Here is a 23,312-nt window from a genome sequence, read left to right as displayed (position 1 = left end):
TTCGGCTGACCAGAAGCCCGAACTCGCGGGTCAGACGGGCTGGAGGTCGGCGATCTTCCAGGTGTCGCCGGTGCGCTGCAGGGTGACCTCGACCCGGCTGCCGGAGACCGACTGGCGCTGTGCCTTGTTGGTGGTCGTCTGGGTGAGGAAGACCAGGACGACCACGCGGTTCGCGTCGCCGGAGACCACGCCGGCGGAGGAGACCTCCGCGTCGGTGCTGATGCCGTTCTTCGTGGCGGTCGGCTTGACGACGGTCGCGAGGATCTTGGCGTAGTCGGCGGCGAAGCTGCCCGTCGTCTGCTGGTTCGCGACGGCGAGGTCGGCGGCGAGGCTCTCGACGCGGTAGGAGAGCAGGGCCGGGACGCGGGTCGTCGCGGCCTCGAGCGCGGCGGTGCGGGCGTCGGCGGTCGCCTGCGCGCCGTGGGCGCCCACGAAGGTCGTGACGGCCGCGGCGAGCGCCAGCACCACCACAGCGGCCAGCACGAGGAGGCGGTTGCGGGGGTTGTTCATGACACCAGCTCCAGTCCCGACACCAGCCAGGTGCCGCCGGTCTTCTGCAGGCTGACCTGCACGCGGTAGTTGCGCGGTTGCGCCTGGGTGGTGCTGCGGTTCTTCACCGTGCCCGCCGCAGCGACGATGACGGTCGCCCTGTCGTCGCCGTACGACGTGATGCCGGCCGAGACGACCGAGCTGTTGGCCGTGACGTGGTTCTTGGTGAGCCCGTTCTTCAGCGTCTCCGACTGCTTGCCGAGGTCGGACTTGAAGCCGGCCGTGGCTCGGGCGAGCAGCGCGTCGATGTCGGCCTCGGAGCTGCCCGCGCTGAGGCTGGTCAGCCCGGTGACCTCCGCGGAGGCGACCGAGATCGCCGAGGCCCGATCGCTCTGCTGCTGTTCGAGGTGCCACCAGGTGGAGCCGCGCCAGGCGGCGACGGCGAGGAGCGCGACGGCGAGCACGCCGAGGGTGAGCTCGCGCCAGTGCGCGCCGAGCCGGGTGGAGACGGCGGCGGCGGCGGACGTGGTCAGGGGTTCGGTCATGGTGTCGCTCACGGGGTCAGTCCCAACGGTCCGAGGACGAGGATCTTCCAGCTGCTGCCGGAGGGGGAGGTCGCGGAGGAGGTGCCGCGGCCCAGGGCCAGGTCGTAGGCGGTCGTCGCGGACGGCGAGACGAGCTGGCGGGCGCCGCGGAAGCGGATCCCGCACGAGGACGGGAGCGGGCCGCGGGCCGAGGAGTTCGGGCACGGCAGGTTGCGTACGCCGCGGACGACCATCGGGTTCGACGGCGCGACGTTGCAGTGCGCGAGCGTGTCGACCCGCCGGGTGGTGCGGGCGGCGGGGCTGCGGCGGTCCTTCGACGGCAGGTAGCCGGTGGTGCACGTGGCCGGGTCGTCGAAGGTCGAGCGCAGGTCGAGCTGCACGTCGCCCTCGGACGCTCGCGGGTTGACCGCCGACTGCAGGGAGGCGACGGTCGCCGGGTAGACGACCAGGGTCTCCTTGAGCTCGGGGAGGTAGGTCCTCAGCACCGAGGCGTCCGTGGTCAGGTTCGTGAGCAGGGTCGGCAGGATCGGCTGCAGGCTGTCGATCGTCGAGCTCAGCGAGCTCAGTCCCGGAGCGCCGTGGGCGAGCAGCCCGCGCAGGTCGCCGTCGTGCGTGGCGACCGCGGTCGAGAGGGCGTTGAGGGAGCGGGCGTACGCACCGGTGAAGCGGCTCAGCGCGACCTGGGTGCCGAGGACCGGCTGCAGCGAGGCGATCAGCGAGGTCGTCGCGTCGATCTGCTGCTGGGCCGTCGAGAGCAGCGAGCCGGTCGAGTCGATGACCTGGCCGAGGTCGCGGCCCGAGCCCCCCAGCCCCTGGCCGACCTCGTTGAGGACCCGGGTCGTCTGCTGCTTGGGCACGGACTTCAGCAGCGCGTTGAGCTTGTCGAGCACGGGCGTGATCTGGGGCATCTCGATCGCCCTGTCCGGCGGGATCACCGCGCCGTCAGCCAGGTACTGACCCGTGCCGGTGCCGGTGAGGTCGACGTACTGCTCGCCGATCGCGGACGTGCTGTGCAGGTGCGCGACGGCGTCGGACGGGATCAAGGTGTCGTTGTCGATGCGCAGCACCGCGACCGTGCCGGTCGGCGACAGCTTGAGCGAGGAGACCTGACCGACCTTCACGCCCTGGTAGGTCACCAGGGCCTTCGGGTAAAGGCCGCTCGCGTCGCGGAAGTCGACCGAGACGTTGTAGACGCCGAGGCCGGCCATGGCCGGGATGCGAGCGTAGACGAAGACCGTCATGCCGATCGCGAACGCCGCCAGGACCGCGAAGATGCGCAGCTGGTTCTTGACGAGTCTGGTGAGGATCATCAGCAGAGTCCGATCAGCTGGAGGAGGCAGGACGAGCCCGACGAGGCGCTCGGCGACGCGCTCGGTGTCGGGGAGGCCGGGGACTGCGAGGAGCGGTGCTTCTTCGCGCCACCGCTCGTGCCGGTCGTGCCCGTGCCCGCGGAGAGAGGGGCCTGCACCGGGTCGGTGAGCTGGTTGGCGATGGGTAGGCCGCCGAGGAGCTGGCCGACGTCGGGGAGGCTCTGGGTCCGCAGGTCCAGGGTGAGGAAGAGGTTGGCGTAGTCACCACGGACCGCGTTCATCGACGTCATCACCGGGAACGGGATGGTGAGGCCGATCTTCAGGGCCTCGGGAAGCCTGCTGCTGGCCCTGCCGAGGTTGGTCAGGATCGGCACCAGCGCGTCGAGGTTGCCGAGCAGCGCCTCCCTGCTGGCGCGTACGACGCCCACGGCCCGCACGCTCGCGTGCCCGGCAGCCGTGACCGCCCGCACCAGACGCACCCGCTCCTGCTCGAGAACCCTCAGGCCCGGGGCGATCCGGTCGATGGCCGTGCCGATCCGGTCCTTGTCGTTGCGCAGGCCGCGGCTGAGCCGGTCGAGTGAGTTCAGGGCCGTGACGACGGCGCCCTTGTTGTGGTCCAGCACGGCGAGCAGCTGGTTGGCGTCGCGCACGAAGGCCCGGGTGTCGGGCACGCGGTAGTGCAGCGCGGTCGAGAGCTCGCCGGTGATCGTGCTGATCTGGGAGAGCCCGCCGTTGTTGAGCAGCAGCGCGACGCCGCCGAGGACCTGCTCGGTCGACGGGTAGCTGCCGGTCTGCGAGGCCGGGACGACGGTGCCGTCCGCCAGCTGCTTCGCGCTGCCGCGCGACGGGGCCGTGACATCGACGTACTGGGCGCCGAGGAGGGTCTTCTGCCCGATCGAGAACATCGCGTCGGCCGGGAGGTGCACGTCCTTGCGCAGCCGCAGGGTGACGACGGCCTGCCAGTCCTTCTCGTCGATGGAGGCGACGGTGCCGATGGTGACGTCGTCCTTCTGGACCGTGGAGTTCGGGACCAGGTTCTCGACCTGGTTGAAGTGCACGGTGACCGTGTAGCCGTCGCTGCCGACCGCCACCTGCCCGGGGAGGGTGTTGTCGTTGGGCTGGATCTGGCAGCCCGAGGCCGTCAGCCCGACCAGGACGGCACCCGCGGCGGCCCAGCGGCGCCAGGTGTGTGTGCGCTTCATCAGTTGCCTCCCGTGCCGAGCAGCCCGGACAGCAGGCCGTCGAGGCCGCCGGTGGTGCTCTGGACCAGACCGCCGAGGCCGCCCTGCTGGCCGCCCTTCGCGGTGCTGGTGCCCTTGGACGTCGTCGGGTGGGGGATCCCGGGGATCGTCAGGTTGGACAGGCCGAGCAGGTCCAGCAGCGGCTGGAGCGTCGCGCTGCACTGGGCGGCGGTCCCGCCCGAGCCGAGGATCGCGCCGCAGATCAGCTGCGGGACGTTGTCGAAGTTCGCCAGCGCGGCGCGGGCGGTGAGGGCCCGGTTCTGGATGATGTTGTTGAGGTCGACGAGCGAGTGGGGTGCGACGTGGAGGACGCCGGCGAGCTGGTTGGACCGCGACGCGACGGTGGCGGCCGTGGTGTTGAGCCCGCGCAGCGACCGCGTCAGCCGCGCGCGGTGGTGCTGGAAGAAGACCGAGGTGGTCCGCAGCACCGTGCTCAGGTCGCGCATCACGCCGGTGAGGTTCTGCCGGTTGTTCGCGAGCACGGCGCTGGCGCCGGTCAGCTGCTGGGTGAAGCCCCGCACCGCGGCGTCGTTGATCGCCAGGTTGCGGGTGAAGGTGTTCAGGTTGGCGATGGTCGAGAATAGGTCGCCCCGCCCGTTCGACAGGGAGCCGGCGGCCCCGCGCAGCTCGGCGATCGCCTGCCGCAGCTGGGTGGAGTTGCCGTGGTGCAGGCTGCGATCGATGGCGTTGATCGCCGTGGCCAACGACCCCTTCCGGCCACCCCGCGGACCGAGGGCGCCGGTGAGGTCGATGAGCTGCTGCTTGACCTCGTCGAAGCTGAGTGGCACGGCGGTGCGGGCCTCCGGGATCGCGTCGCCGTCGCCCATCTTCGCGCCACCGGCGTACGCCGGCGTCAGCTGGACGAAGCGGCCGCTCACCAGGCTCGGCGACACGATCGCGGCCTTGGCGTCCTCCGGGATCGGCTGGCCGGAGTCGACCGCGAGCGTGACGACCACGCCGTCGTCGGTGGGGTCGACCTGGGTCACCTTGCCGACCTTCACCCCGAGGACCTTCACGTCGTCGCCGACGTACAGGCCCTCGCCGGAGGCGAAGGTGGCCTTGATCGTGGTCGTGCTGCCGTCCTTGAACAGCTGCCACCCGACCGCGGCGACCAGGGCGATCACCACGATCGTGATGATCCGCTTCGGCGACAGGATGCTGGAGAGCGCGTTCACTGGGTCACTCCCGACAGGCCGGGCACCAGGGTCCCCGGTGAGGTGATGTTCTGGACGTAGGCGTCGAACCACGGCCCGCTGCCGATCGCGTCACCGAAGGCGGTGGCGTAGCCGCGCAGCCCGGTGATGGCCTGCTGCAGGTTCCTCCGGTTCCTGTTGAGTACGCCGAGCAGCTTGTCGAGCTCGTCGAGGGCCGGCCCGAGGCGGCCGTCGTTCTGGGACAGCACCAGCTGCAGCTGGTGGGCCAGGGTCCGGCCGTCGCGGAGCAGCGCGACGACCACGGACTGACGGGCGGTGAGCTCGGCGAGCAGCGCGCGTCCGGAGGTCAGCAGGGGAGTGATCTGCTTGTTCCGGCTGGCCAGCACCGCGGTCACCCGGTTGGCGTGGCCGAGCAGCGAGCGCAGGTTCGCGTCGTTGCCGGCGATCGCCGAGGACAGCGACGTGATGCCACGCAGCGCCGGTCCGATGCTGTGCTGCGAGGTGTCGAGGGTCGTGGACAGCTGCGCGAGCGCGTTCGTGAGCTTGGCCTTGTCGATCGCCGAGGTCTTCACCGTCAGCTCGTTCAGCGCGCTGGTGATGTTGTACGGCGACGACGTCCGCTCGACCGGGATCGTGTCTCCGGCCTTCAGGTCACCCGTGCCGGCGGGCGTCAGCTGGACACCCGCCCGACCGAGCAGCGTGATCGTGACGATCGCCGCCGTGGTGTCCTGGCCCAGCCGGAGCTTGCTGTCGGTGATGACGGCGTCGGCGACGACGTGGGTGCCCTCGATCTTGATCGAGCGGATCTTGCCCACCTGTGCGCCGGAGACCAGGACCACGTCGCCGGCCTTGAGCCCGCCGGCCTCGGCGAAGTCGAGGTGGATGACGTCGTTGTTGCCGATCAGCGGCAGCTTGTTGAGGTTCATGCTCGCGAGGACCGCCAGCACGATGACGAGGGTGCCGATGACGCCGCGGACGGCGAGGCTGCCGGCGCTCATGATCTTCATCGGGCGCACCTCGCCGCTCCGGAGGTCGTGATCGGGATCGTGCCGGTGACGTCGGTGATCACCTTCACCCCACAGAGGTAGAAGTTGAAGAAGCTGCCGAAGGACGCGGTGTCCTGGATCATCGCGTAGTGGTGCGGGAGCAGCTCGAGCACCTTGTTGAGCGTCGCGGAGTTCTTGTTGACACTCCGTGCCGCGACGGTGAGCTGGGTCAGGTCGGTGCCGAGGTCGGCGCGCGAGGACTGGAGCAGCGACGCCGCCTGCCGGGCGAGGGGCGCGATCTGCCCGGCCGCGTCGAGCACCTGCGTGTCCTGGTGGTGCAGCCCCTGGACGAGCTGGGAGAGGTTCGTGATCAGCTGGCCGAGGGTGCCACGGCGCTGGTCGACCGTGCCCAGCACGGCGTTGAGGTTGTCGATGACCTGGCCGACGACCTGCTCCCGGTCGCCGATGGCGGTCGTGAAGGAGCCGACGTGGCTGATCAGCGTGTTGACGGCCGACTCCTGGCCCTGCAGGACCTGGATGAGCTCACCGGACAGCTCGTTGATCTGCGCGGTGCTGAGCCCGGCGAAGAGCGGCTTGAAGCCGTTGAGCAGGTCGTCCAGGTCGAGAGCCGGCTTGGTGCGCGACACCGGGATGGTGCCGCCCGTCGGGAGCGCCGGGGCGTTGCGGTTGCTGGTGCTGAGCTGGACCACGCGCTCGCCGATCAGGTTCTTGTACTGGATGGTCGCGTCCGTCGCGGCGTTCAGGCCCTGCGACTGGGCGACGTTGAAGGTGACCTCGACGGTGTTGTCGGGCTGCACCTGGATGTCCTGCACCTTGCCGACGTCGACGCCCGCCACGCGGACCTCGTCGCCGACCTTCAGGCCGGACACGTCGTTGAAGATCGCGTGGTAGGAGGTCCGCGAGCCCGGTCGGTACGACGCGGTGATGATGCCCACCCACACGGTGAAGATGGCTGCGACGACCAGGAAGATCGTGAACTTGATCAGGTCCGCGCGTTCCTTCTTGCGCAGCGCGCTGCTACCCCTCATCGCGTGCTCCCTCCTGCCAGCTGGCCGAACAGGGCGCGGAGTGAGGCCTGCTTCGTGGCGGTCGACGTACCGGTGGCGTAGGGGTTGGCGCCGGTGTGGAACACCGGCTGCGGTCGCGATGCCTCGGCCGGCGTGACGTACGGCAGGCCGAAGCAGTGCGGGCCGCTGTCCTCGCCGAGCAGCGGCAGGTTCTTGGCGTAGGTGTACGGGTCGGCGCCGGGGACGAGGCGGGTGATGGTGGTGACGCCGGGGTTGGTGCCGCCGACTGCGCCCTCGGCCAGCTTGTTCGCCGAGGCGAGCCCGAAGACCAGGCAGGGGAGCTCGGGGGAGTAGCGGGCGAGCACGGCGCTGACGGGCTGCGTCGTGGTGAGCGCGGCGACGATGCCGTGCCGGGTCTGCTTGAGCAGCGTGTCGGCCTTGCCGCTGAAGGAGGTGAGGCTGAGCTCGAGCGCCTTCAGCGAGGCCTGCTGCTGCACGAGGGTCTGCGACGTCGTACCGAGGTTGGCGAAGGTGTCGACCAGGTCGTGCTCGGAACGCGCGTAGGTGTCGACCACGTCGTCGGTCCGGCCCAGGTCGGTGCTCAGCGTCTGCAGCGACGGGTTGAGCGAGCGCAGGTAGGTGTCGGTCTGCGTGATCAGGTCGCCGATCAGCCGCCCGCGGCCGTCGACCGCGCTGGCCACGGCGGTGAGTGCCTGGTTGACCTGCGCGGGGTGCGCGGCGTCGAGGACCTGGGTGAGGTTCTCGAAGGCGTCGTTGATCTCGACCGTCACCCTGGTCGCCTCGATGACGTCGCCCGCGGCCATCGGCGTCGCGGCCGCGTTGGTCGCCGACGTCAGCTGGACGTACTTGCCGCCGAACGCCGTGGGCGGCACGATCTGCGCCGTCACCGACGCGGGCACCATCCTCACGTCGCCGGAGTTCATGGCGAGCTTCACGTCGACGGTCCTCCCGTCGGTGGTGACCTCGTCGACGTGGCCCACCTGGACGCCGCGGTACTTCACCGGCGCTCCGTGCGCGAGCGTGAGGCCGGCCCGGTCGGTGTGCACGTCGACGGGGACCGTCGACTGGAAGGCGCCCTGGTAGCTGGCGATGGTCGCCGCGATGATCAGCGCGATGAGGCCCACGAAGATGACCCCGTAGGCGGTCTTGCGGTCGAGGAGATGCATCCGGATCACCCTGCGATGTGGACCGACGGACCGCCCCAGATGGCGATGCCGAAGACCAGGTCGACGAACATGGAGCAGATCAGCGCGGAGCGGACGGCGCTGCCGACCGCGCGGCCCACGCCGGCCGGGCCGCCCTTGGCCTGGAAGCCGTGGTAGCAGCAGATGGAGACGATGACGAGCGCCATGATCAGCACCTTGAGGATCGACAGGAACAGGTCGCTGGGGATCAGGAACGTGTCGAAGTAGTGCTGGTAGGTGCCGGGAGGCTGGTGGTAGCCGACCGTGACGACCAGCCGGGTGGCCAGCCAGCACGTCATCAGCGAGATGGTGAACAGCGGAACGACGGCGATCAGGCCGGCGAGGATCCGGGTGGTCACCAGGTAGGGCACCGACGGCACCGCCATGACCTCGAGAGCGTCGATCTCCTCCGACACCCGCATGGCGCCGATCTGGGCGGTGAAGCCCGCGCCGACGGTCGCGGTGAGCGCGACGCCGGCGATGATCGGGGCGACCTCGCGGGTGTTGAAGTACGCCGAGAAGAAGCCGCTCAGCGCCGAGACGCCGATGTTGTCGAAGGAGGTGTACGCCTGCAGGCCGACCTCGACTCCGGCCGCGGCCGTGAGGAACCCGACCACGAGCACGGTGCCGCCGATCAGCGCCAGGGCCCCGGACCCGAGCGCGACCTCGGCCAGCAGCCGGACGATCTCCTTCGGGTAGTGCTTGATCGCCAGCAGGAAGTGGCTGTAGGAGCGGAAGTGGAAGGCGAGCTGGTCACCGAGGTTCTGCAGCCCGCCCGCCGGCTTGCCGAGGACCTTCATCATCCGCCGGCCCACCGTCGGCCCGGTCGGCTCGATCGCCTGGTCAGCCATCTCAGGCCCCCAGCTTCAGCTGAAGGAAGAGCGCGCTCAGCACGCTGTTCGTGGCGAACAGCTGCATGAACGCGAACACCACCGTCTGGTTCACCGCGTCGCCCACGCCCTTCGGGCCGCCCTTCGCGTTCAGGCCCAGGTAGCAGGCGGTGAGTCCGGCCAACAGTCCGAAGACCGCGGCCTTGATCTCGGCCTCGAGGAAGTCCGGGAACTGCACCAGGAGGGTGAGGTCGTTGAGGTAGAGGCCGGGCGTCGCGCCCTGGAGGACCACCGAGAAGAAGTAGCCTCCGACCAGGCCGACGACCGTGACCATGCCGTTGAGGGCCACGCCCACGAGCGTCGAGGCCAGCACCCGCGGGACGACGAGCCGCTCGATCGGGTTGATGCCGAGGGTGACCATCGCGTCGATCTCCTCGCGGATCTTGCGCGATCCCAGGTCCGCGCAGATCGCCGTCGCGCCGGCGCCGGCGACGACGAGCACGGACACGATCGGCCCGATCTCGCGCACGACCGCGACCGCCGCACCGGCACCGGCGAGGTCGACCGCGCCGATCTGGATGAGCAGCTGGTTGACCTGGAAGATGATGACGACGCAGAACGGGATCGACACGAGCAGCCCCGGCACCATCGAGACCGTCGTGATGAACCACGCCTGGGAGATGAACTCCTGGAAGTGGAACTTCGTGGTGAACATCGTCTTGAAGGTCTTGCCGACGAAGCCGTAGAAGTCACCGAAGGTGCTGAAGGTCTTGAAGATCATCGTGCCCTGGAACGCGTCCTTCGCGATCGCGCGGGCACCCGGCGACATGCCGGACGGGCCGGGCCGGTCGGCGACCGGTGGCGTGGTGGTGGTCATGAACAGGTTCCTCCGCCGATGACGGTGAGCGGGAGCCGCAGGGCCGCGGGCGCGGTCGGCGGTACGACGGGGAAGCTCGGGCTGGTCGCGCGCACGGCGGCGTACGCCTCACCCAGGGCGGGGCGCGCGTCCGGCTCGCCGTGGTTGGGCCACAACGACATCGCCCTCTCGGCCTGGGCCGTGATGGTCAGGCTCGGGTTCACGCCGAGGTTGGCCGAGATCGCGGCGCCGTCGACGACGTGCAGGCCGGGCTGGCCGTAGACGCGGTGGTAGGGATCGATCACCCCGGACTTCTCCGAGTCGCCGATGGGGCACCCGCCCAGGAAGTGGGCGGTCATCGGGATGTTGAAGATCTCGCCGGTGGTGCTGTACGAGCCGCCGTCGATCTTCGCGCTGATCGAGCGGACCACCTGGTTGCCCACCGGGATCCACGTGGGGTTCGGCTCGCCGTGGCCCTGCCTCGAGGTGAGGCTGACCTTCGCCTTCCGGCCGAAGCGACGCTTCTTCGGGAAGACCGTGATCGAGTTGTCGCTGGTCTGCATGACCAGCGCGATGATGGTGCGCTCGGGCCAGCTGCCCAGGCCGCCGATCGTCGAGAGCAGCAGCAGTGGGTGCCGGAGGGCCTGGCCGATCCAGCGCAGCCAGCGCGGGACCCTGCCGCCGCCGTCGGTCATCAGCGTGAGCAGCATGCCCATCAGGCCGGAGCCGTGGCCGTAGCGGACCGGCTCGACGTGGGTCACGTCGTCGGGGTGGATCGAGGACGTGATCGCGACGCCGTGGTGGAAGTCGTACTTGCCCTTGTTCCGCATCTTCGTGCTCGACGCGCACAGCGCCTCGGAGTTGGTGCGGGTGAGGTAGCCGAGCCGCTCGGAGAGGTGCGGGAGGCCGCCGGAGCGGGCGCCGCCGTGCAGCAGCTCCTGGGTGCCCCAGGTGCCCGCGGCCAGGACGACCTGCGCGGCGGTGATCGTCTCCGTCGTACGACGTGCCGACGTGCCGCTGCGGTGGGTGACCACGTCGTAGCCGCCGCCGGGACGCTCCACGACCGCGTCCACCGTGGTCCGCTCGCGGATCTCGGCGCCGGCCTTCTCGGCGAGGTAGAGGTAGTTCTTCAGCAGTGTGTTCTTGGCGTTGTGCCGGCACCCGGTCATGCACTCGCCGCACTCCGTGCAGCCGGTGCGCTCGGGTCCGGCGCCCCCGAAGAACGGGTCGGGGAAGGTCGCGCCGGGCTGCTGGGTGCCGTCCGGGCCGAAGAAGACGCCGATCGGGGTCGGGCGGTAGGTGTCGCCCACGCCCATCTCGTCGGCCACCTGCTTCATGATCTCATCGGAGGCCGTGACCGTCGGGTTCGTGACGACGCCGAGCATCCGCTTCGCCTGGTCGTAGTGCGGCGCCAGCTCGGCCTTCCAGTCGGTGATGTGGGCCCACTGCGGGTCGTTGTAGAAGGCGTCCGACTTCGGCTCGTAGAGCGTGTTCGCGTAGACCAGCGAGCCCCCGCCGACGCCCGCGCCGGCCAGCACCACGACATCGCGCAGCAGCCGGATCCGCTGGATGCCGAAGCAGCCGAGCGCCGGTGCGTAGAGGAACTTGCGGACGTCCCAGGAGGTCTTCGCGAACTCCTCGTCGGCGAACCGGCGGCCCGCCTCGAGGACCAGGACGCGGTAGCCCTTCTCCGTCAGCCGCAGGGCGGTGACCGAGCCCCCGAATCCCGAGCCGATCACGATGACGTCGTACTCGTGCTTCGACATGGGTCGCCTCCTGGTTCGGGCTGTGCGGAACGCTCATCCCACCAGTGGCGGTCATCACACCGCTTGGGGCGAGCGGCCAAACATCGGGGGCGGGGTTGTCCGCTCGCACAGGCGGCGCCGCGGGCTGTACCTCCGTCTCCGCAGGGTGTCGGATTGCACAGTGCCGGCCGCGTGGTCCGCTAGCGTGAGCAGAACGGTTCGGAACGGATCCGTCGGTTCGCCGGCGGGAGAGTGGGTGTCGTGGCGATCGGTCCAACGCCGCACGGGCTGGCCGAGTGGCTGCCCGGCTTCGTGGCCAACGAGGCCCGACCGGAGATGGTCGAGCAGTGGGCGGACCGCACCACCCGGGCCATCGAGGCCGAGGTGCCCGAGATCGCCCGGTTCGACGGGATGCTCGACGAGATCCGCGACACCGTGCGGCAGCACTGGCTGGCCTTCCTCGCGGAGTTCCCGCAGCCCACGTTCACCTTCCGCATGGTGTCCGGCGCACGGGAGCTGGCCGGCGAGCTCGCGCGGCTCCAGGTCCCGCTCGAGACGCTGATCCGGTTCTACCGCGTGGCCCAGCGCACGACCTGGGACTACCTCACCGGCCTGGTCAGCACGATCCCCGCCGAGCAGATCGACCACGCCGCCGTCCTCGTCTACTTCTGGGACCGGGCGAGCAGGTGGATCGACCAGTCGATCACCGTCTCGATCGAGATCTACCAGGCGGAGCGGACCAAGCTCGTCGCCGGTGTCGACGCCCAGCGGTACGAGACGGTGCAGGCCGTGCTCGACGGCCAGATGGACGACGTACGCCGGATCTCCTCGGCCCTCGGCGGCTACCCGATGTCCGCGCACCACACCGCGATGGTGCTGGCCTGCGAGGACGACGACGCCGTCGCGCGGCTCGAGCAGACCGCCTTCGACCTCGCCCGCAGCGTCGGCTCGGGCAACCCGCTGCTCGTGCGTCCCGGCGGTCGCCGGCTCTGGGTGTGGGTCGCGACGCGCGACCCGATCAGCACCGACACCCTGGTGGAGACCTTCGACGGCGCCAAGCGCGGCACCACCGTGGTGGGGGTCGGTACGCCGTCGCACGGCGTCCGAGGCTTCGCCGACAGCCACACCGAGGCGCTCGGGGCGCTGCAGGTCATCGGCACCCGCGACACCGCCCGCATCAACGTGTACGCCGACGTGGAGCTGCTCGTCCTGCTCGGCTGCAGCCCCGAGGTGGACCGCTTCGTGGTCCGCACGCTGGGTGGTCTCACCAGCGACGAGGAGAGCGCGCAGCGGATCCGTGAGACCGTCGACGCGTACCTGTCCAGCGGCGGGAGCGTCGACGAGGCCTCGCGCCAGCTGATGGTCCACCGCAACACGATCCGCTACCGGCTCGGTCAGGCCGAGGAGCTCCTCGGCCGCCCGGTCGGCAAGATCAGCACGGAGGTCGCGCTGGCCCTGCGGCACCTCAGCGCCTTCCACGCCGACGGCTCGCTCGGCGCGAGCGGCGCCAGCGGGAGGTGACGGAGCCGGCCGCGACAGGGGTGTGAACGCGGCCGGCGCGTCCCAGCATGGTCCGGTCACGCCCCCGGTCGCTCGGGGGTTCGAGCCAAAAAGCCGACGGGCCGCTGTGCAGATCGCACAACAGCCCGTCGCTGGTCGCAGGCGTCAGTCGTCGTCGACGTCCTGGCTCGCGGCCTCGGCCTCGAGCTCGGCCGACTTCTCCTTGAGCAGCAGCGTCACGGCGGCCGTCAGCTCGGAGACCTGGCCGCGCAGCTCGCGGATCTCCGCCTGCTGGCGGCGCATCAGCTCCTCGGGATCCTCGGCGTCGGCCTTGGCCTTCTTCGCCTTCGGCTTGCCGCCGGACTTCGACGTGGCCTTGGTCTTCGCGCCGGACTTCTTCTTGGGCTTCGGCTTGGTGGCGGTCACGTCGTCCTCGAGCTCGACCTTGACCTTGTCGCGCGAGCCGGAGCCGGTGAGCCTGGTCGGGTCCCCGAGCGTGCCCGCGACCTCGACCGCGATCTGGGCGGGAGCGCGCAGCAGGCCGGCGAGCAGGTCGGTGCCGCCGGGGGTCCTGCTGACCCGCCGCCCGAGCACCTGGCCGAGGATCTCGTCGGTCCGGTCGGCGCCGGTGCTGTGGTCGCGGACGACGACCTGGGTGCCCTGCTCCAGGAGCTTGGCGATGTCGTCGAGCGTGGTGAAGCGCCGGAGCACGGTGTCGTAGAGCTTGCGGTTGGCGTAGCGCTTGACGACGTACGGGTCGATGCCGGACATGTCTCCCTCTGGCTCTGGTCGACGGCTACTTGGACTTCTTCTCGCGCAGGCGGGCCAGCTTCTCGACCTGGTCGGTGAGCTCCTTGGCGCGCTTGCGGAGCCTCTTGATGTCCGCGTCGGACGGGATCAGCTTGTCGCGGGCCTCCTTGGAGCGGGTGCGCGCGGACGTCTCGACCTTACCGGCGCTCTCGAGCAGGTCGTCGACGACGTTCTTGGTGGTGTCGATCAGGTCGGAGAGGTAGTTGGTCAGGTGCGCCTCGGAGGGCTGGGCGGTCTTCTTGGCGGGCGCCTTCTTCGCGGTGCTGGTCGTGGTGGTGGTCTTCTTCGCGGTCGCCATGACGGCTCCTTCGGGTCGTGGGTGCGGTGCACCGGAGTGACGTCAGTTTTACGCACCGCAGAACGCGCGTGCCATGTGCCGATGTACAAATCCGTGCGGGTTTTCTTGGCCACGGCGCTCGCTTCACGGGCATGATGCGTCTGTGACGCTGGTCTCGCTCCGGACCGGCCGGTGCGTTCGGAGGTGCAGCCGTGCAGTCCTGGTCAGAGATCTCCCACGACGTGAGCACGAACTGGCCGATCTACGTGTCGATGCCGTTCATCGCGGCGATCATCGGCTGGTTCACCAAGCTCGTCGCGATCCGGATGATGTTCCGGCCGCAGAAGTTCAAGGGGATCGGGCGGCTCGGCTGGCAGGGCATCATCCCGAGGCGCGCTCCCGAGATGGTCGAGGTCCTGTGCAACACCCTGACCGGACGGTTGATCTCGGCGGGGGAGATCATCGACCGGATCGACGGTGACGAGCTCGCGCGACGCATCGACCGGCCGTTGCGCAAGGAGATCGCGGCCCTGGTGCCGAAGGTCGCCGAGGAGTACCAGCCGGCGATCTGGAACATGCTGCCGAAGGCGGGCCGCGACGCGGTGATCCAACGGGTGCAGGAGATCGCGCCGGTCATCATCATCGAGTTCGTCGGAGCCCTGCGGGAGAACATCGACCAGGTCTTCGACCTGCAGGAGATGGTCACCCACGAGTTCCTGTCCGACCCCGACATCCTCGAGTCGATGTTCCTCGACGTCGGCAAGCGCGAGTTCGCGTTCATCCGGCGCAGCGGTCTGGTCTTCGGCTTCGCGATCGGCTGCGTCCAGGCCGGGATCTGGGCGTTGTTCCACCAGCCGCTGGTGATGCCGATCTTCGGTCTGTTCATCGGTTGGTTCACCGACTGGTCCGCGCTGCGGCTGATCTTCAACCCCAAGGAGCCGACGAAGTACCTGGGCCTGATCACCTGGCAGGGCCTCTTCCTCAAGCACCGCATCCCGGTGTCGGAGGAGTACGGCGTCCTCATCGCCACCCGGGTGCTCACCTCCGAGCGCCTGGTCCGCTCGGTGCTGACCGGGCCTCGCTCCGACGAGGTGGCGGCGCTGCTGGCGCCGATCATCGAGGACACTGTGCGCGACGAGTTCGTCGACATCGACAAGACGCTGCGGCGGGAGCTGCGTGGCATCAACCCGGCGCTGGGCGAGGTCGGGGACGCGGTGGGGTCGCTGTTCGGGGTGCTCACCGGGGTGGCGAAGGCGCCGCTGCGGGAGGTGGGCTCGGTCGGGTTGGCGATGGCGCAGGTCGGCGCCATGTCGAAGGCCGCGGCCGGCGACCTGCTGCAGGTGCTGCCCGGCATCCTGGAGCCGTCGATGTCCTACCTGGACCAGGCGCTGGACATCCAGGACACGATGTCGACCAAGATGGTCGCGATGACGCCCGAGGAGTTCGAGGGCGTGCTGCGACCGGCGTTCCAGCAGGACGAGCGGACCCTCATCATCGTGGGCGCGATCCTCGGATTCCTGGTGGGCGAGCTCCAGGTCACCCTGGTCGAGCACCTCTCCCGGTAGCCGCGGGTCAGGGGAGTCCGTACCAGCCGTCGTCCTCGGCCGCGAGCCCGTCCGCAAGGAGCGAGGCCAGGCAGCGCTCACGCTGCTCGGCGTCGTCCCAGACCTGGTCCAGCCGCCCCTTCGGGACGCTGCCCTCGCTGTCGCGCAGCACCGCGAGCAGCCGGCCCCGGACCATCCGGTCGGTGCCGGCGTAGGTCTGGACGGGTCGCGGCGGTCCGTCGTACGCCGGACGCCCGGAGCCGTGCCACGCGCACAGGTCGAGGACGGGGCAGTCGGCACAGCGCGGTCGGTCGGCGGTGCACACGAGCGCGCCGAGCTCCATCACCGCGACCGACCAGGTCGCTGCCGTGGCCTCGTCCTCCGGCAGCAGGGCGGCCGCCGCGTCGCGCTCGGCCCGGGTCACCGAGCGCGCTGGGAACTCCTCCCCCGCCACGGCACGCGCGATGACCCGCCGGACGTTCGTGTCCAGCACGACGTGGCGGCGCCCGTGGGCGAAGCTGGCGATCGCCGCTGCGGTGTAGTCGCCGACGCCGGGCAGCGCGATGAGGTCGTCGTACGCCGCCGGAACCTCGCCGCCGTGCCGCTCGACGATCGCCTGGGCAGCGGCGTGCAGCCGCAGCGCGCGCCGCGGGTAGCCGAGCCGTCCCCAGGCGCGCACCGCCTCGCCCGACGACTCGGCCGCGAGATCCGCGGGCGTGGGCCAGCGCTCGAGCCATGCCTCGTGCACGGGCAGCACGCGCGCCACCGGCGTCTGCTGCAGCATGAACTCCGAGACCATGACCGACCACGCCGAGGCATCGGTACGCCGCCAGGGCAGGTCGCGCGCGGCACCGGCGTACCAATCGAGGATCGGCGCGACGATCGGCGATGTGGTCATGCCCGCATTCTGCGGGTCCGGCGCGCGTCCGCCGATCGGCGGGTCGGTGTGGTTAGCGTGATCGCATGCAGGCCGGCACGACGCTCACGCGAGGACCCCTGCCTCCGGGGGTCTACTGGCGACGTCGTCTCCTGCTGCTGGTCCTCGCCGCGGTGCTGGTGTTCCTGATCGCCCAGCTGCTCGGTGGCGGGAGCAACGGCAAGGGCGGCGGCCCGGTCGCACAGCAGGCCGGAGCCGTCTACTCGACCTCCACCGGTTCGACGTCCCCCACGACTCCGGTCACCACGAGCACGGCGGTCGCCGGGCCGACGTTCTCGGCCCCCACCGGACGTACGACCTCGACGACGCCGCTCACCCTCGCGGCCCCGACCGGCCCCTGCACCCCCAGCGACATCAGCGTCGTGCCGACGGTGTCCAAGGCGGTCGCCGGCAGCGACGTCACGATCGACCTGGCGCTGCAGACCAAGAAGACCGCCGCCTGCACCTGGAACGTCGACCAGCACGACATCGCCGTGAAGATCGCCCGGCACGGCAAGGTGCTGTGGACCTCCCAGCAGTGCCCGGGAGCGCTCCCGGTGCGTTCGGTCGTGATCCGCAACGTGGTGCCGAGCATCGTGACGATGGTCTGGAACGGCCAGATCTCGACGGTCGGCTGCCGCAGCCGCGCAGGGTACGTCTCCCCCGGCAAGCTCTACGTCTACGGCACCACCCTCGGCGGAGAGCCCGGGCACTCCGCCTTCACGATGGTGCTGCCGGCGACGCAGACCGTGACGGCCTCCCCGACGCAGACCGCGACGACGAGGGCGACGTCCACGAGCACCGCGAAGGCGACCTCCACCGCGAGCCCGAAGGCTCGCTAGACGTATCTCTCGAGGATCGTCGACTCCGCCAGGCGGGACAGGCCCTCGCGGACGCTCCGGGCGCGCAGCTCGCCGACACCCTCGACGGCCTGGAGGTCGTCGATGCCGGCGGAGAGCAGCTTCTGCAGCGTGCCGAAGTGGTCGACGAGGTTCTCGACGACGACGCCGGGCAGCCGTGGGACCTTGGCCAGCAGCCGGTAGCCGCGCGGGGCGATCGCGCCGTCGAGGTGCTCGCCGCCGGCGAGGCCGAGGACCTTGGTCACCGAGGCCGGATCCACCAGCTCGGTCGACGACAGCTCGCCGAGCTTGCCGAGCAGCTCCTGCGGATCGCGGCTGCGCTTGCGGGACGGCACGTAGTCGCGGATCACCAGCTCGCGCTCGACGTCGACACCGGTGACGAGCTCCTCCAGCTGCAGCGAGAGAAGCCTTCCGTCGGTGCCGAGCTCGAGGACGTAGTCCTCGATCTCCCGGGCGATCCGGGTGACCATCTCGAGCCGCTGGGCCACGACGGCGACGTCGCGGACGGTCACGAGGTCCTCGATCTCGAGGGCGGACAGGGTCGAGGACACTTCGTCGAGGCGCAGCTTGTAGCGCTCGAGCGTCGCGAGCGCCTGGTTGGCGCGGGACAGGATCTGGCCGGAGTCCTCGAGGACGTGCCGCATCTCGCCGACGTACGCCGCGATGATCTGCATCGACTGGGACACCGAGATCACCGGGTGGCCGGTCTGCTTCGCAACCCGGTTGGCGGTGCGGTGCCGGGTGCCGGTCTCCTCGGTGTGGATGCTCGGGTCCGGCATCAGGTGGACGGCGGCGCGGATGATCCGCGAGACGTCGCCGTCGACGATGATCGCGCCGTCCATCTTGGCGAGCTCGCGCATGCCGGTGGCGGTGAAGGGGACGTCGAGCTGGAACCCGCCGCTGGAGATCTGCTCCACGAGGCGGTCGTGGCCGAGCACGATGAGCGCCCCGGTGCGGCCGCGCAGGATGCGCTCCAGCCCGTCGCGGAGCGCGGTGCCGGGGGCGATGGCGGCGAGGGTCTCGCGCAACCGCTCCTCGTCCGTGCGTTCGGTGATCACGCCGTCACCCTACCGATCTCGCCCCACGTCCATGCCCGGATTTCAGGTGACGCTGTGCAGGTGGGCGCCGGCCTTGGGCGTCGCCGGGCGCGGCTCGCGCTCCTGCCCCATGCGCAGGCCCTCCAGGGTCTGGCGCAGGTCGGGCGCCTCGATCACCCGCAGATTGTCGACCCGTCGCTCGCGGATGCCCCGGCGATCGCGAGCGCTGGCGGGCACGATCGCGACGGAGAACCCGAGACGGGCGGCCTCGGCGATGCGCTGCTCCGCGTCGCGCACCGGTCGCAGCTCGCCGGAGAGGCCGATCTCGCCCATCGCCACGACGCCGGCCGGCGGCGGGCTCCCCAGGTACGCCGACGCGAGCGCGATCGCCAGCGCCAGGTCGCTCCCGGGGTCGGTGAGCTTGGCGCCGCCGACGGTCGATGCGAAGACGTCGTACTTGTGCAGGACCAGGCCGCAGTGCTGCTGCAGCACGGCCATCACCATGGCCAGCCGCGAGCCGTCGAGCCCGGAGGTGGTCCGCCGCGGCCGCTCGGCGGGGGAGAGCGTCACGAGCGCCTGCACCTCGGCCAGCAGCGGGCGCCTGCCCTCCATGGTGACTGCGATGCAGGTGCCGGGGACCCGGCCGTGGTGGCGCTCGACGAAGAGACCGGTCGGGTCCTCGACCGCGTGGATGCCGTCGGGGCCGAGGTCGAAGCAGCCGACCTCGTCGACCGGACCGAACCGGTTCTTGATCGCCCGCACCATCCGGAAGCGGGAGTCGCGGTCGCCCTCGAAGTGCAGCACCACGTCGACCAGGTGCTCCAGCACCCGCGGACCGGCGATGGTGCCGTCCTTGGTCACGTGGCCGATCAGGACCACGGTGATGTTGCGGGTCTTGGCCACCCGCACGAGTGCCTGCGCGACCTCACGCACCTGGGTGACGCCGCCGGGCACCCCCTCGACCCCGGACGCTCCGATCGTCTGCACCGAGTCGACCACGAGAAGCGTCGGCCGCACCTCCTCCACGTGCGTCAGCACGGCGCCGAGGTCGGTCTCGGCCGCGAGGTAGAGCTGCTCCTGCACGCCGCCGGTGCGGTCGGCGCGCAGCCGGACCTGGGCCGCGGACTCCTCGCCGGTCACGTAGAGCGTGCGCTGGCCGGCCTCGGCGGTGCGGGCGGCGACCTCGAGCAGCAGCGTGGACTTGCCGACCCCGGGCTCGCCGGCCAGCAGCACCGCCGCGCCCGGGACGAGTCCGCCACCGAGCACCCGGTCCAGCTCGGCGACGCCCGACGCCGTGTGCGCGGCGCGCTCGGCGGACACCGACCCGATCGGGACCGCGGGCGAGGTGACGGCCGCGCTCGGCGTACGGCCTCCGGGGGAGACGGCCGCGACGGCCTGCTCGGCGACCGATCCCCAGGCCTGGCACTCGCCGCAGCGGCCCACCCACTTGCCCGTGGTCCAGCCGCACTCCGCGCAGCGGTAGACGGAGCGGGGAGCCTTCGCCGATGCCATGGGGCCAACGGTAGGTGGAGGTACCGACACGTCCGGGCGGGCACGCGGGACAGCCGTCACCATTCCGTAAGCCCGCACCCCTGTCGGTACGCCGACGCCGCGAGCAGCATGGGAGCCATGACCGACGACCACGACTTCACCGGCCTGCGGGCCGTCTTCGTCAACTGCACCCTCAAGCGCTCCCCGGAGCCCAGCAACACCCAGGGCCTGGTCGACGCCAGCGCCGCGATCATGCGCAAGCACGGGGTCGAGGTGGACGAGATCCGGCTCGTCGACCACGACGTCGCGACCGGTGTCTATCCCGACATGACCGAGCACGGCTGGACGAGCGACGAGTGGCCCGAGCTCACCCCGCGGATCCTCGACGCCGACATCCTGGTCGCGGCCGGGCCGATCTGGCTCGGCGACAACTCCAGCCAGATGAAGGTGCTCATCGAACGGATCTACTCGCTGTCGGGGATGCTCAACGACAAGGGTCAGTACCTCTTCTACGGCCGGGTCGCCGGCTGCCTGATCACCGGCAACGAGGACGGGATCAAGCACTGCGCGCAGAACATCCTCTACAGCCTGCAGCACGTCGGCTACACGATCCCGCCGAACGCCGACGCGGGCTGGATCGGCGAGGCGGGCCCGGGTCCGTCGTACCTCGACCCCGGGAGCGGCGGCCCCGAGAACGACTTCACCAACCGCAACACCACGTTCATGACGTGGAACCTGATGCACCTCGCGAAGCTGCTCAAGGACGCGGGCGGGGTGCCGGCGTACGGGAACCAGCGCTCGGAGTGGAACGCCGGCACCCGCTTCGACTTCGAGAACCCCGAGTACCGCAGCTGAATCGCCCTTCCGTCGCGTGCCGCCGCGCGCCACGATGGAGGGATGGCTGACACATCGGGAGAGCCCGTCCAGGAGATCGTGGTCGTCGGTGGCGGGCTCGCGGCCGCCAAGGCCGTGGAGGCCCTCCGCGACGAGGGGTACGCCGGCGGGATCACCGTCGTCAGCGGCGAGCAGGAGCCGCCGTACGAGCGACCTCAGCTGTCCAAGGAGTACCTCTTGGGCGACAAGGACTTCGCGCTGCTCCACGACGAGCAGTGGTACGCCGACCGCGACGTCACGCTGATCAGCGCCACCCGCGCGACACGGATCGACCTCGACGCCGGCACGGTCCACCTCGAGGACGGGACCGACCGGCCCTTCGACCGGCTGCTGCTGGCGACCGGCGCGACGCCGCGGCAGCTCGACCTGCCCGGCGCCGACCACGCCGTCACGCTGCGCACGATCGAGGACGCCCGCCGGGTCCAGGAGGCCCTCGAGCCCGGGCGCCGCGTCGTGCTGATCGGCGGCGGCTGGATCGGGCTGGAGGTGGCCGCGGCCGCGCGCTCGCGCGGAGCCGAGGCCGTGGTGCTCGAGGCCGGCCCGCTGCCGCTCGGCAACGTCCTCGGGCCGGAGCTCGCCCAGCACCTGGTCGACCTGCACCGCTCGCACGGCGTCGACGTGCGGACCGGCGTGAAGGTCGAGGCGATCGAGCCGGACGGTGTCGTCACCTCCGACGGCAAGGTCGCGGCGGACCTCGTCGTGATGGCGGTGGGGGCGGCACCCGCCACCGCCCTCGCCGAGGCGGCCGGGCTCGCGGTCGACAACGGCGTCGTGGTCGACCAGCACCTGCGCACCGCCGACCCGCGGGTGTTCGCGGCCGGCGACGTGGCGCGCGCCGAGAGCTCGCTGTTCGGGCCGCTGCGGGTCGAGCACTGGGACAACGCGATCCGCCAGGGCCGGCTGGCCGCGCGGGCGATGCTGGGCCGCGAGGGCGAGTACGACTGGGCGCCGTACTTCTACACCGACCAGTTCGAGTTCTCCATGGAGTACGTCGGACACGGCGCCCCCGACGACGAGGTGGTCGTCCGCGGCGACCTCGCGGGCAACGCCTTCATCGCCTACTGGCTGCGCGACGGCACGGTCACGGCCGGCATGAACGTCGGCATCTGGGACGTCAACGACAGGCTCCGGGCGATGGTCGGGACCAGGGTCGAGCCGGACCAGCTCACCGACCTGCGCTGATCAGAACCGCTTCCACCACAGGTTGACCGCGTAGTCGACATCGAGGCCGTCGTGGTGCCGCAGCACCTGGGCGGCGGTCTCGGGGTTCAGCTCGATGCGGACCACGTCCTCGAGGTCGGCGCGGCTTTCGAAGCGCCAGCCCATGTCGACGCGCTCCAGGGTCCAGCCGTGCGTGGTCCAGAACCGCTCGATCGTGGTGGGCGGGTCGAGGTGGGGGTAGCCGCGCCGGAACCAGGCCCCGAACGTCGAGCGCGACCCGTCGTTGTCGATCACCATCGCGGTGCCGCCCGGGCGGACGACGCGCGCCAGCTCGGCGAGGCCCGGCTCGCAGCCGGGCCCGAAGAAGTAGGCCCACCGGACGTGGACGACGTCCACGCTGCGGTCGGGGAGCGGGATCTGCTGGGCGGTGCCCTGGTGCAGCGTGACGTTGCCGAGGTCGCGGGTCCGTCGGCCGGCCAGCCGCAGCAGTGCCGGGTGTGGCTCGACGCCGATCGCGCGCGCGGCCGTCTCCGCGAACCGGGGCAGGTGGAAGCCGGTGCCGCAGCCGAGGTCGAGCACCACCCGGTCGCGCCAGTCGGCGTGGCGTTCCAGCGCGGACCAGAGCCGGCCGTCCGGATCGGCGGCCCGGTTCTCGATCTCGTACGTCGCCGTGTGCCGCCAGATGTTGGGGCTCTCGATCGCGCCCCGGGCGATCCCGGTCAGATCCGGACCAGGCCGTTGGGGGTGAGGATCTGCGCGGCGAGGAGACCCGGGGTGCCGTGCGGGGCGACCCACTCGACCTTGACGTCCTCCAGCGGGGACTCGACGGTCTCGCCCAACCACTCGCTGACCCGCTGCGGGTCGCCGGCGATCTCGAGCGCGACCAGGCTGGCCTCGCCGTCGGCGTCGGACGACGGGTGCAGCGCCGCGTCGGACTCCCACTTGATGAAGAACGGGAGCTGCGGGTCGGCGATGAGGCCGTTGACGCCGATCTGCTGCCAGCGCAGCTCGGTGCCGTCGGGACGGTGCCGGCTGCCCTGCGCGGCGTTGCGGCCGAGCCGCTGCTCGACGACGGTGATGTCGGGGACCGCGACGACCCAGCCGAGCCAGCCGCCACCGAGGGCGGACCGCGTCTTCACGGCCTGGCCGAACGGCGCCTTGTCGGAGGCCGGGTGGTCCAGGGCCTCGACGACCTCGAGGTAAGTGCCGTTGGTCATCGGCAGGATGCGGTTGCGGGTGCCGAAGCGCGGGTGGACACCTCCGTCGCCGAACTCCACCCCGAGCGCTGCACCGAGTCGCTCGGCGGTGCTGTCGAGACCATCGGGACCGGCGGCGTAGGAGAGGTGATCCAGGCGCATGACGACATTGTTCTCCGGTGCCTCGGTGGCACCGAATCGGGGGTCCGGATCTCTTGACGTCGAGGGACCTGTCGA

General features: G+C 70.8%; 23 protein-coding genes. 5 read left to right on the top strand and 18 right to left on the bottom strand.

Translation table 11 applies throughout. The annotated features are described in order from the left end of the window. Positions 1-30 precede the first annotated feature (30 nt). From ACYVAQ_RS03740 to ACYVAQ_RS03690, 11 genes are read right to left on the bottom strand one after another with little or no spacing between them, the layout of a single operon-like run. Entirely contained in the window at positions 31-510 is a 480-nt protein-coding gene (locus tag ACYVAQ_RS03740; protein WP_460787121.1) for a hypothetical protein, read from the bottom strand. Continuing rightward, positions 507-1,046, bottom strand: coding sequence for a hypothetical protein (locus ACYVAQ_RS03735; protein ID WP_460787120.1), 540 nt, complete (start codon positions 1,044-1,046; stop codon positions 507-509). The genes ACYVAQ_RS03740 and ACYVAQ_RS03735 overlap by 4 nt, the downstream gene beginning before the upstream one ends. Continuing rightward, entirely contained in the window at positions 1,043-2,344 is a 1,302-nt protein-coding gene (locus ACYVAQ_RS03730) for an MCE family protein (RefSeq protein WP_460787119.1), read from the bottom strand. The genes ACYVAQ_RS03735 and ACYVAQ_RS03730 overlap by 4 nt, the downstream gene beginning before the upstream one ends. Further along, positions 2,344-3,546 carry an MCE family protein gene (locus tag ACYVAQ_RS03725; RefSeq protein WP_460787118.1) on the bottom strand — a complete coding sequence of 401 codons (1,203 nt, stop codon included), beginning with the start codon at positions 3,544-3,546 and terminating at the stop codon, positions 2,344-2,346. The genes ACYVAQ_RS03730 and ACYVAQ_RS03725 overlap by 1 nt, the downstream gene beginning before the upstream one ends. Next, positions 3,546-4,760 carry an MCE family protein gene (locus tag ACYVAQ_RS03720; RefSeq protein ID WP_460787117.1) on the bottom strand — a complete coding sequence of 405 codons (1,215 nt, stop codon included), beginning with the start codon at positions 4,758-4,760 and terminating at the stop codon, positions 3,546-3,548. The genes ACYVAQ_RS03725 and ACYVAQ_RS03720 overlap by 1 nt, the downstream gene beginning before the upstream one ends. After that, the gene (locus ACYVAQ_RS03715; RefSeq protein WP_460787116.1) at positions 4,757-5,746 is read right to left on the bottom strand and encodes an MCE family protein; all 990 of its coding nucleotides are present in this window, start codon (positions 5,744-5,746) and stop codon (positions 4,757-4,759) included. The genes ACYVAQ_RS03720 and ACYVAQ_RS03715 overlap by 4 nt, the downstream gene beginning before the upstream one ends. After that, positions 5,743-6,774 carry an MCE family protein gene (locus ACYVAQ_RS03710; RefSeq protein ID WP_460787115.1) on the bottom strand — a complete coding sequence of 344 codons (1,032 nt, stop codon included), beginning with the start codon at positions 6,772-6,774 and terminating at the stop codon, positions 5,743-5,745. The genes ACYVAQ_RS03715 and ACYVAQ_RS03710 overlap by 4 nt, the downstream gene beginning before the upstream one ends. Continuing rightward, complete coding sequence (locus ACYVAQ_RS03705; protein ID WP_460787114.1) at positions 6,771-7,940, bottom strand: MCE family protein; 1,170 nt, start codon at positions 7,938-7,940, stop codon at positions 6,771-6,773. Before ACYVAQ_RS03705 ends, ACYVAQ_RS03710 begins: the two co-directional genes overlap by 4 nt. A gap of 5 nt (positions 7,941-7,945) precedes the next feature. Then, positions 7,946-8,761 carry an ABC transporter permease gene (locus tag ACYVAQ_RS03700; protein WP_460787412.1) on the bottom strand — a complete coding sequence of 272 codons (816 nt, stop codon included), beginning with the start codon at positions 8,759-8,761 and terminating at the stop codon, positions 7,946-7,948. 49 nt (positions 8,762-8,810) lie between these two features. Further along, the gene (locus ACYVAQ_RS03695; RefSeq protein WP_460787113.1) at positions 8,811-9,665 is read right to left on the bottom strand and encodes an MlaE family ABC transporter permease; all 855 of its coding nucleotides are present in this window, start codon (positions 9,663-9,665) and stop codon (positions 8,811-8,813) included. Beyond that, positions 9,662-11,410: an FAD-dependent oxidoreductase gene (locus tag ACYVAQ_RS03690; protein WP_460787112.1), complete on the bottom strand. Its 1,749-nt coding sequence runs from the start codon at positions 11,408-11,410 to the stop codon at positions 9,662-9,664. The genes ACYVAQ_RS03695 and ACYVAQ_RS03690 overlap by 4 nt, the downstream gene beginning before the upstream one ends. A gap of 240 nt (positions 11,411-11,650) precedes the next feature. Here ACYVAQ_RS03690 and ACYVAQ_RS03685 point away from each other — a divergent pair, with 240 nt between their 5' ends. Continuing rightward, a complete protein-coding gene (locus ACYVAQ_RS03685) occupies positions 11,651-12,910 on the top strand; it encodes a PucR family transcriptional regulator (protein ID WP_460787111.1) in 1,260 nt (419 codons plus the stop codon). Between the two features lie 144 nt (positions 12,911-13,054). Here ACYVAQ_RS03685 and ACYVAQ_RS03680 read toward each other — a convergent pair whose 3' ends face one another. Together ACYVAQ_RS03680 and ACYVAQ_RS03675 are read right to left on the bottom strand one after the other, a co-directional pair. Beyond that, the gene (locus tag ACYVAQ_RS03680) at positions 13,055-13,660 is read right to left on the bottom strand and encodes a polyhydroxyalkanoate synthesis regulator DNA-binding domain-containing protein (RefSeq protein WP_460787110.1); all 606 of its coding nucleotides are present in this window, start codon (positions 13,658-13,660) and stop codon (positions 13,055-13,057) included. Positions 13,661-13,685: 25 nt separating this feature from the next. Beyond that, positions 13,686-13,997: a hypothetical protein gene (locus tag ACYVAQ_RS03675; protein WP_460787109.1), complete on the bottom strand. Its 312-nt coding sequence runs from the start codon at positions 13,995-13,997 to the stop codon at positions 13,686-13,688. A gap of 191 nt (positions 13,998-14,188) precedes the next feature. Between ACYVAQ_RS03675 and ACYVAQ_RS03670 the strand changes: the two genes are divergently transcribed. Further along, complete coding sequence (locus ACYVAQ_RS03670) at positions 14,189-15,541, top strand: DUF445 domain-containing protein (RefSeq protein WP_460787108.1); 1,353 nt, start codon at positions 14,189-14,191, stop codon at positions 15,539-15,541. 7 nt (positions 15,542-15,548) lie between these two features. Here the strand turns inward: ACYVAQ_RS03670 and ACYVAQ_RS03665 are convergent, their stop codons facing one another. Then, on the bottom strand, positions 15,549-16,418 hold the full coding sequence (locus ACYVAQ_RS03665) for an HhH-GPD family protein (protein WP_460787107.1): 870 nt from the start codon (positions 16,416-16,418) through the stop codon (positions 15,549-15,551). Between the two features lie 65 nt (positions 16,419-16,483). Here ACYVAQ_RS03665 and ACYVAQ_RS03660 point away from each other — a divergent pair, with 65 nt between their 5' ends. Next, entirely contained in the window at positions 16,484-17,278 is a 795-nt protein-coding gene (locus ACYVAQ_RS03660; protein WP_460787106.1) for a hypothetical protein, read from the top strand. Here the strand turns inward: ACYVAQ_RS03660 and disA are convergent. Next, on the bottom strand, positions 17,275-18,354 hold the full coding sequence (disA, locus tag ACYVAQ_RS03655; RefSeq protein WP_460787105.1) for a DNA integrity scanning diadenylate cyclase DisA: 1,080 nt from the start codon (positions 18,352-18,354) through the stop codon (positions 17,275-17,277). The genes ACYVAQ_RS03660 and disA overlap by 4 nt on opposite strands. Before the next feature lie 42 nt (positions 18,355-18,396). After that, on the bottom strand, positions 18,397-19,845 hold the full coding sequence (radA, locus tag ACYVAQ_RS03650; protein WP_460787104.1) for a DNA repair protein RadA: 1,449 nt from the start codon (positions 19,843-19,845) through the stop codon (positions 18,397-18,399). A gap of 117 nt (positions 19,846-19,962) precedes the next feature. On the opposite strand from radA, the gene ACYVAQ_RS03645 reads away from it, so the two are divergent. Then, on the top strand, positions 19,963-20,679 hold the full coding sequence (locus ACYVAQ_RS03645; protein ID WP_460787103.1) for a flavodoxin family protein: 717 nt from the start codon (positions 19,963-19,965) through the stop codon (positions 20,677-20,679). Positions 20,680-20,721: 42 nt separating this feature from the next. After that, positions 20,722-21,900, top strand: a complete 1,179-nt coding sequence (locus ACYVAQ_RS03640) for an NAD(P)/FAD-dependent oxidoreductase (RefSeq protein ID WP_460787102.1) — start codon at positions 20,722-20,724, stop codon at positions 21,898-21,900. On the opposite strand, the gene ACYVAQ_RS03635 is transcribed toward ACYVAQ_RS03640, so the two are convergent. Both ACYVAQ_RS03635 and ACYVAQ_RS03630 read right to left on the bottom strand, forming a co-directional pair. Beyond that, positions 21,901-22,674, bottom strand: a complete 774-nt coding sequence (locus ACYVAQ_RS03635) for a class I SAM-dependent methyltransferase (protein WP_460787101.1) — start codon at positions 22,672-22,674, stop codon at positions 21,901-21,903. After that, entirely contained in the window at positions 22,599-23,237 is a 639-nt protein-coding gene (locus ACYVAQ_RS03630; protein WP_460787100.1) for a VOC family protein, read from the bottom strand. Before ACYVAQ_RS03630 ends, ACYVAQ_RS03635 begins: the two co-directional genes overlap by 76 nt. Positions 23,238-23,312: the final 75 nt, after the last annotated feature.

The organism is Nocardioides maradonensis (genome assembly GCF_054777115.1).
The sequence above is the reverse complement of the archived record's forward strand: the minus strand, read 5'-3'. Positions and strand labels throughout refer to the sequence as shown.

Bases quoted from the DNA above. Each gene is read 5' to 3' on its own strand.
- ACYVAQ_RS03740 (WP_460787121.1), bottom strand. From the start codon at position 510: ATGAACAACCCCCGCAACCGCCTCCTCGTGCTGGCCGCTGTGGTGGTG.
- ACYVAQ_RS03730 (WP_460787119.1), bottom strand. From the start codon at position 2,344: ATGATCCTCACCAGACTCGTCAAGAACCAGCTGCGCATCTTCGCGGTC.
- ACYVAQ_RS03725 (WP_460787118.1), bottom strand. From the start codon at position 3,546: ATGAAGCGCACACACACCTGGCGCCGCTGGGCCGCCGCGGGTGCCGTC.
- ACYVAQ_RS03715 (WP_460787116.1), bottom strand. From the start codon at position 5,746: ATGAAGATCATGAGCGCCGGCAGCCTCGCCGTCCGCGGCGTCATCGGC.
- ACYVAQ_RS03710 (WP_460787115.1), bottom strand. From the start codon at position 6,774: ATGAGGGGTAGCAGCGCGCTGCGCAAGAAGGAACGCGCGGACCTGATC.
- ACYVAQ_RS03705 (WP_460787114.1), bottom strand. From the start codon at position 7,940: ATGCATCTCCTCGACCGCAAGACCGCCTACGGGGTCATCTTCGTGGGC.
- ACYVAQ_RS03700 (WP_460787412.1), bottom strand. From the start codon at position 8,761: ATGATGAAGGTCCTCGGCAAGCCGGCGGGCGGGCTGCAGAACCTCGGT.
- ACYVAQ_RS03695 (WP_460787113.1), bottom strand. From the start codon at position 9,665: ATGACCACCACCACGCCACCGGTCGCCGACCGGCCCGGCCCGTCCGGC.
- ACYVAQ_RS03690 (WP_460787112.1), bottom strand. From the start codon at position 11,410: ATGTCGAAGCACGAGTACGACGTCATCGTGATCGGCTCGGGATTCGGG.
- ACYVAQ_RS03680 (WP_460787110.1), bottom strand. From the start codon at position 13,660: ATGTCCGGCATCGACCCGTACGTCGTCAAGCGCTACGCCAACCGCAAG.
- ACYVAQ_RS03675 (WP_460787109.1), bottom strand. From the start codon at position 13,997: ATGGCGACCGCGAAGAAGACCACCACCACGACCAGCACCGCGAAGAAG.
- ACYVAQ_RS03665 (WP_460787107.1), bottom strand. From the start codon at position 16,418: ATGACCACATCGCCGATCGTCGCGCCGATCCTCGATTGGTACGCCGGT.
- ACYVAQ_RS03660 (WP_460787106.1), top strand. From the start codon at position 16,484: ATGCAGGCCGGCACGACGCTCACGCGAGGACCCCTGCCTCCGGGGGTC.
- radA (WP_460787104.1), bottom strand. From the start codon at position 19,845: ATGGCATCGGCGAAGGCTCCCCGCTCCGTCTACCGCTGCGCGGAGTGC.
- ACYVAQ_RS03645 (WP_460787103.1), top strand. From the start codon at position 19,963: ATGACCGACGACCACGACTTCACCGGCCTGCGGGCCGTCTTCGTCAAC.
- ACYVAQ_RS03640 (WP_460787102.1), top strand. From the start codon at position 20,722: ATGGCTGACACATCGGGAGAGCCCGTCCAGGAGATCGTGGTCGTCGGT.
- ACYVAQ_RS03630 (WP_460787100.1), bottom strand. From the start codon at position 23,237: ATGCGCCTGGATCACCTCTCCTACGCCGCCGGTCCCGATGGTCTCGAC.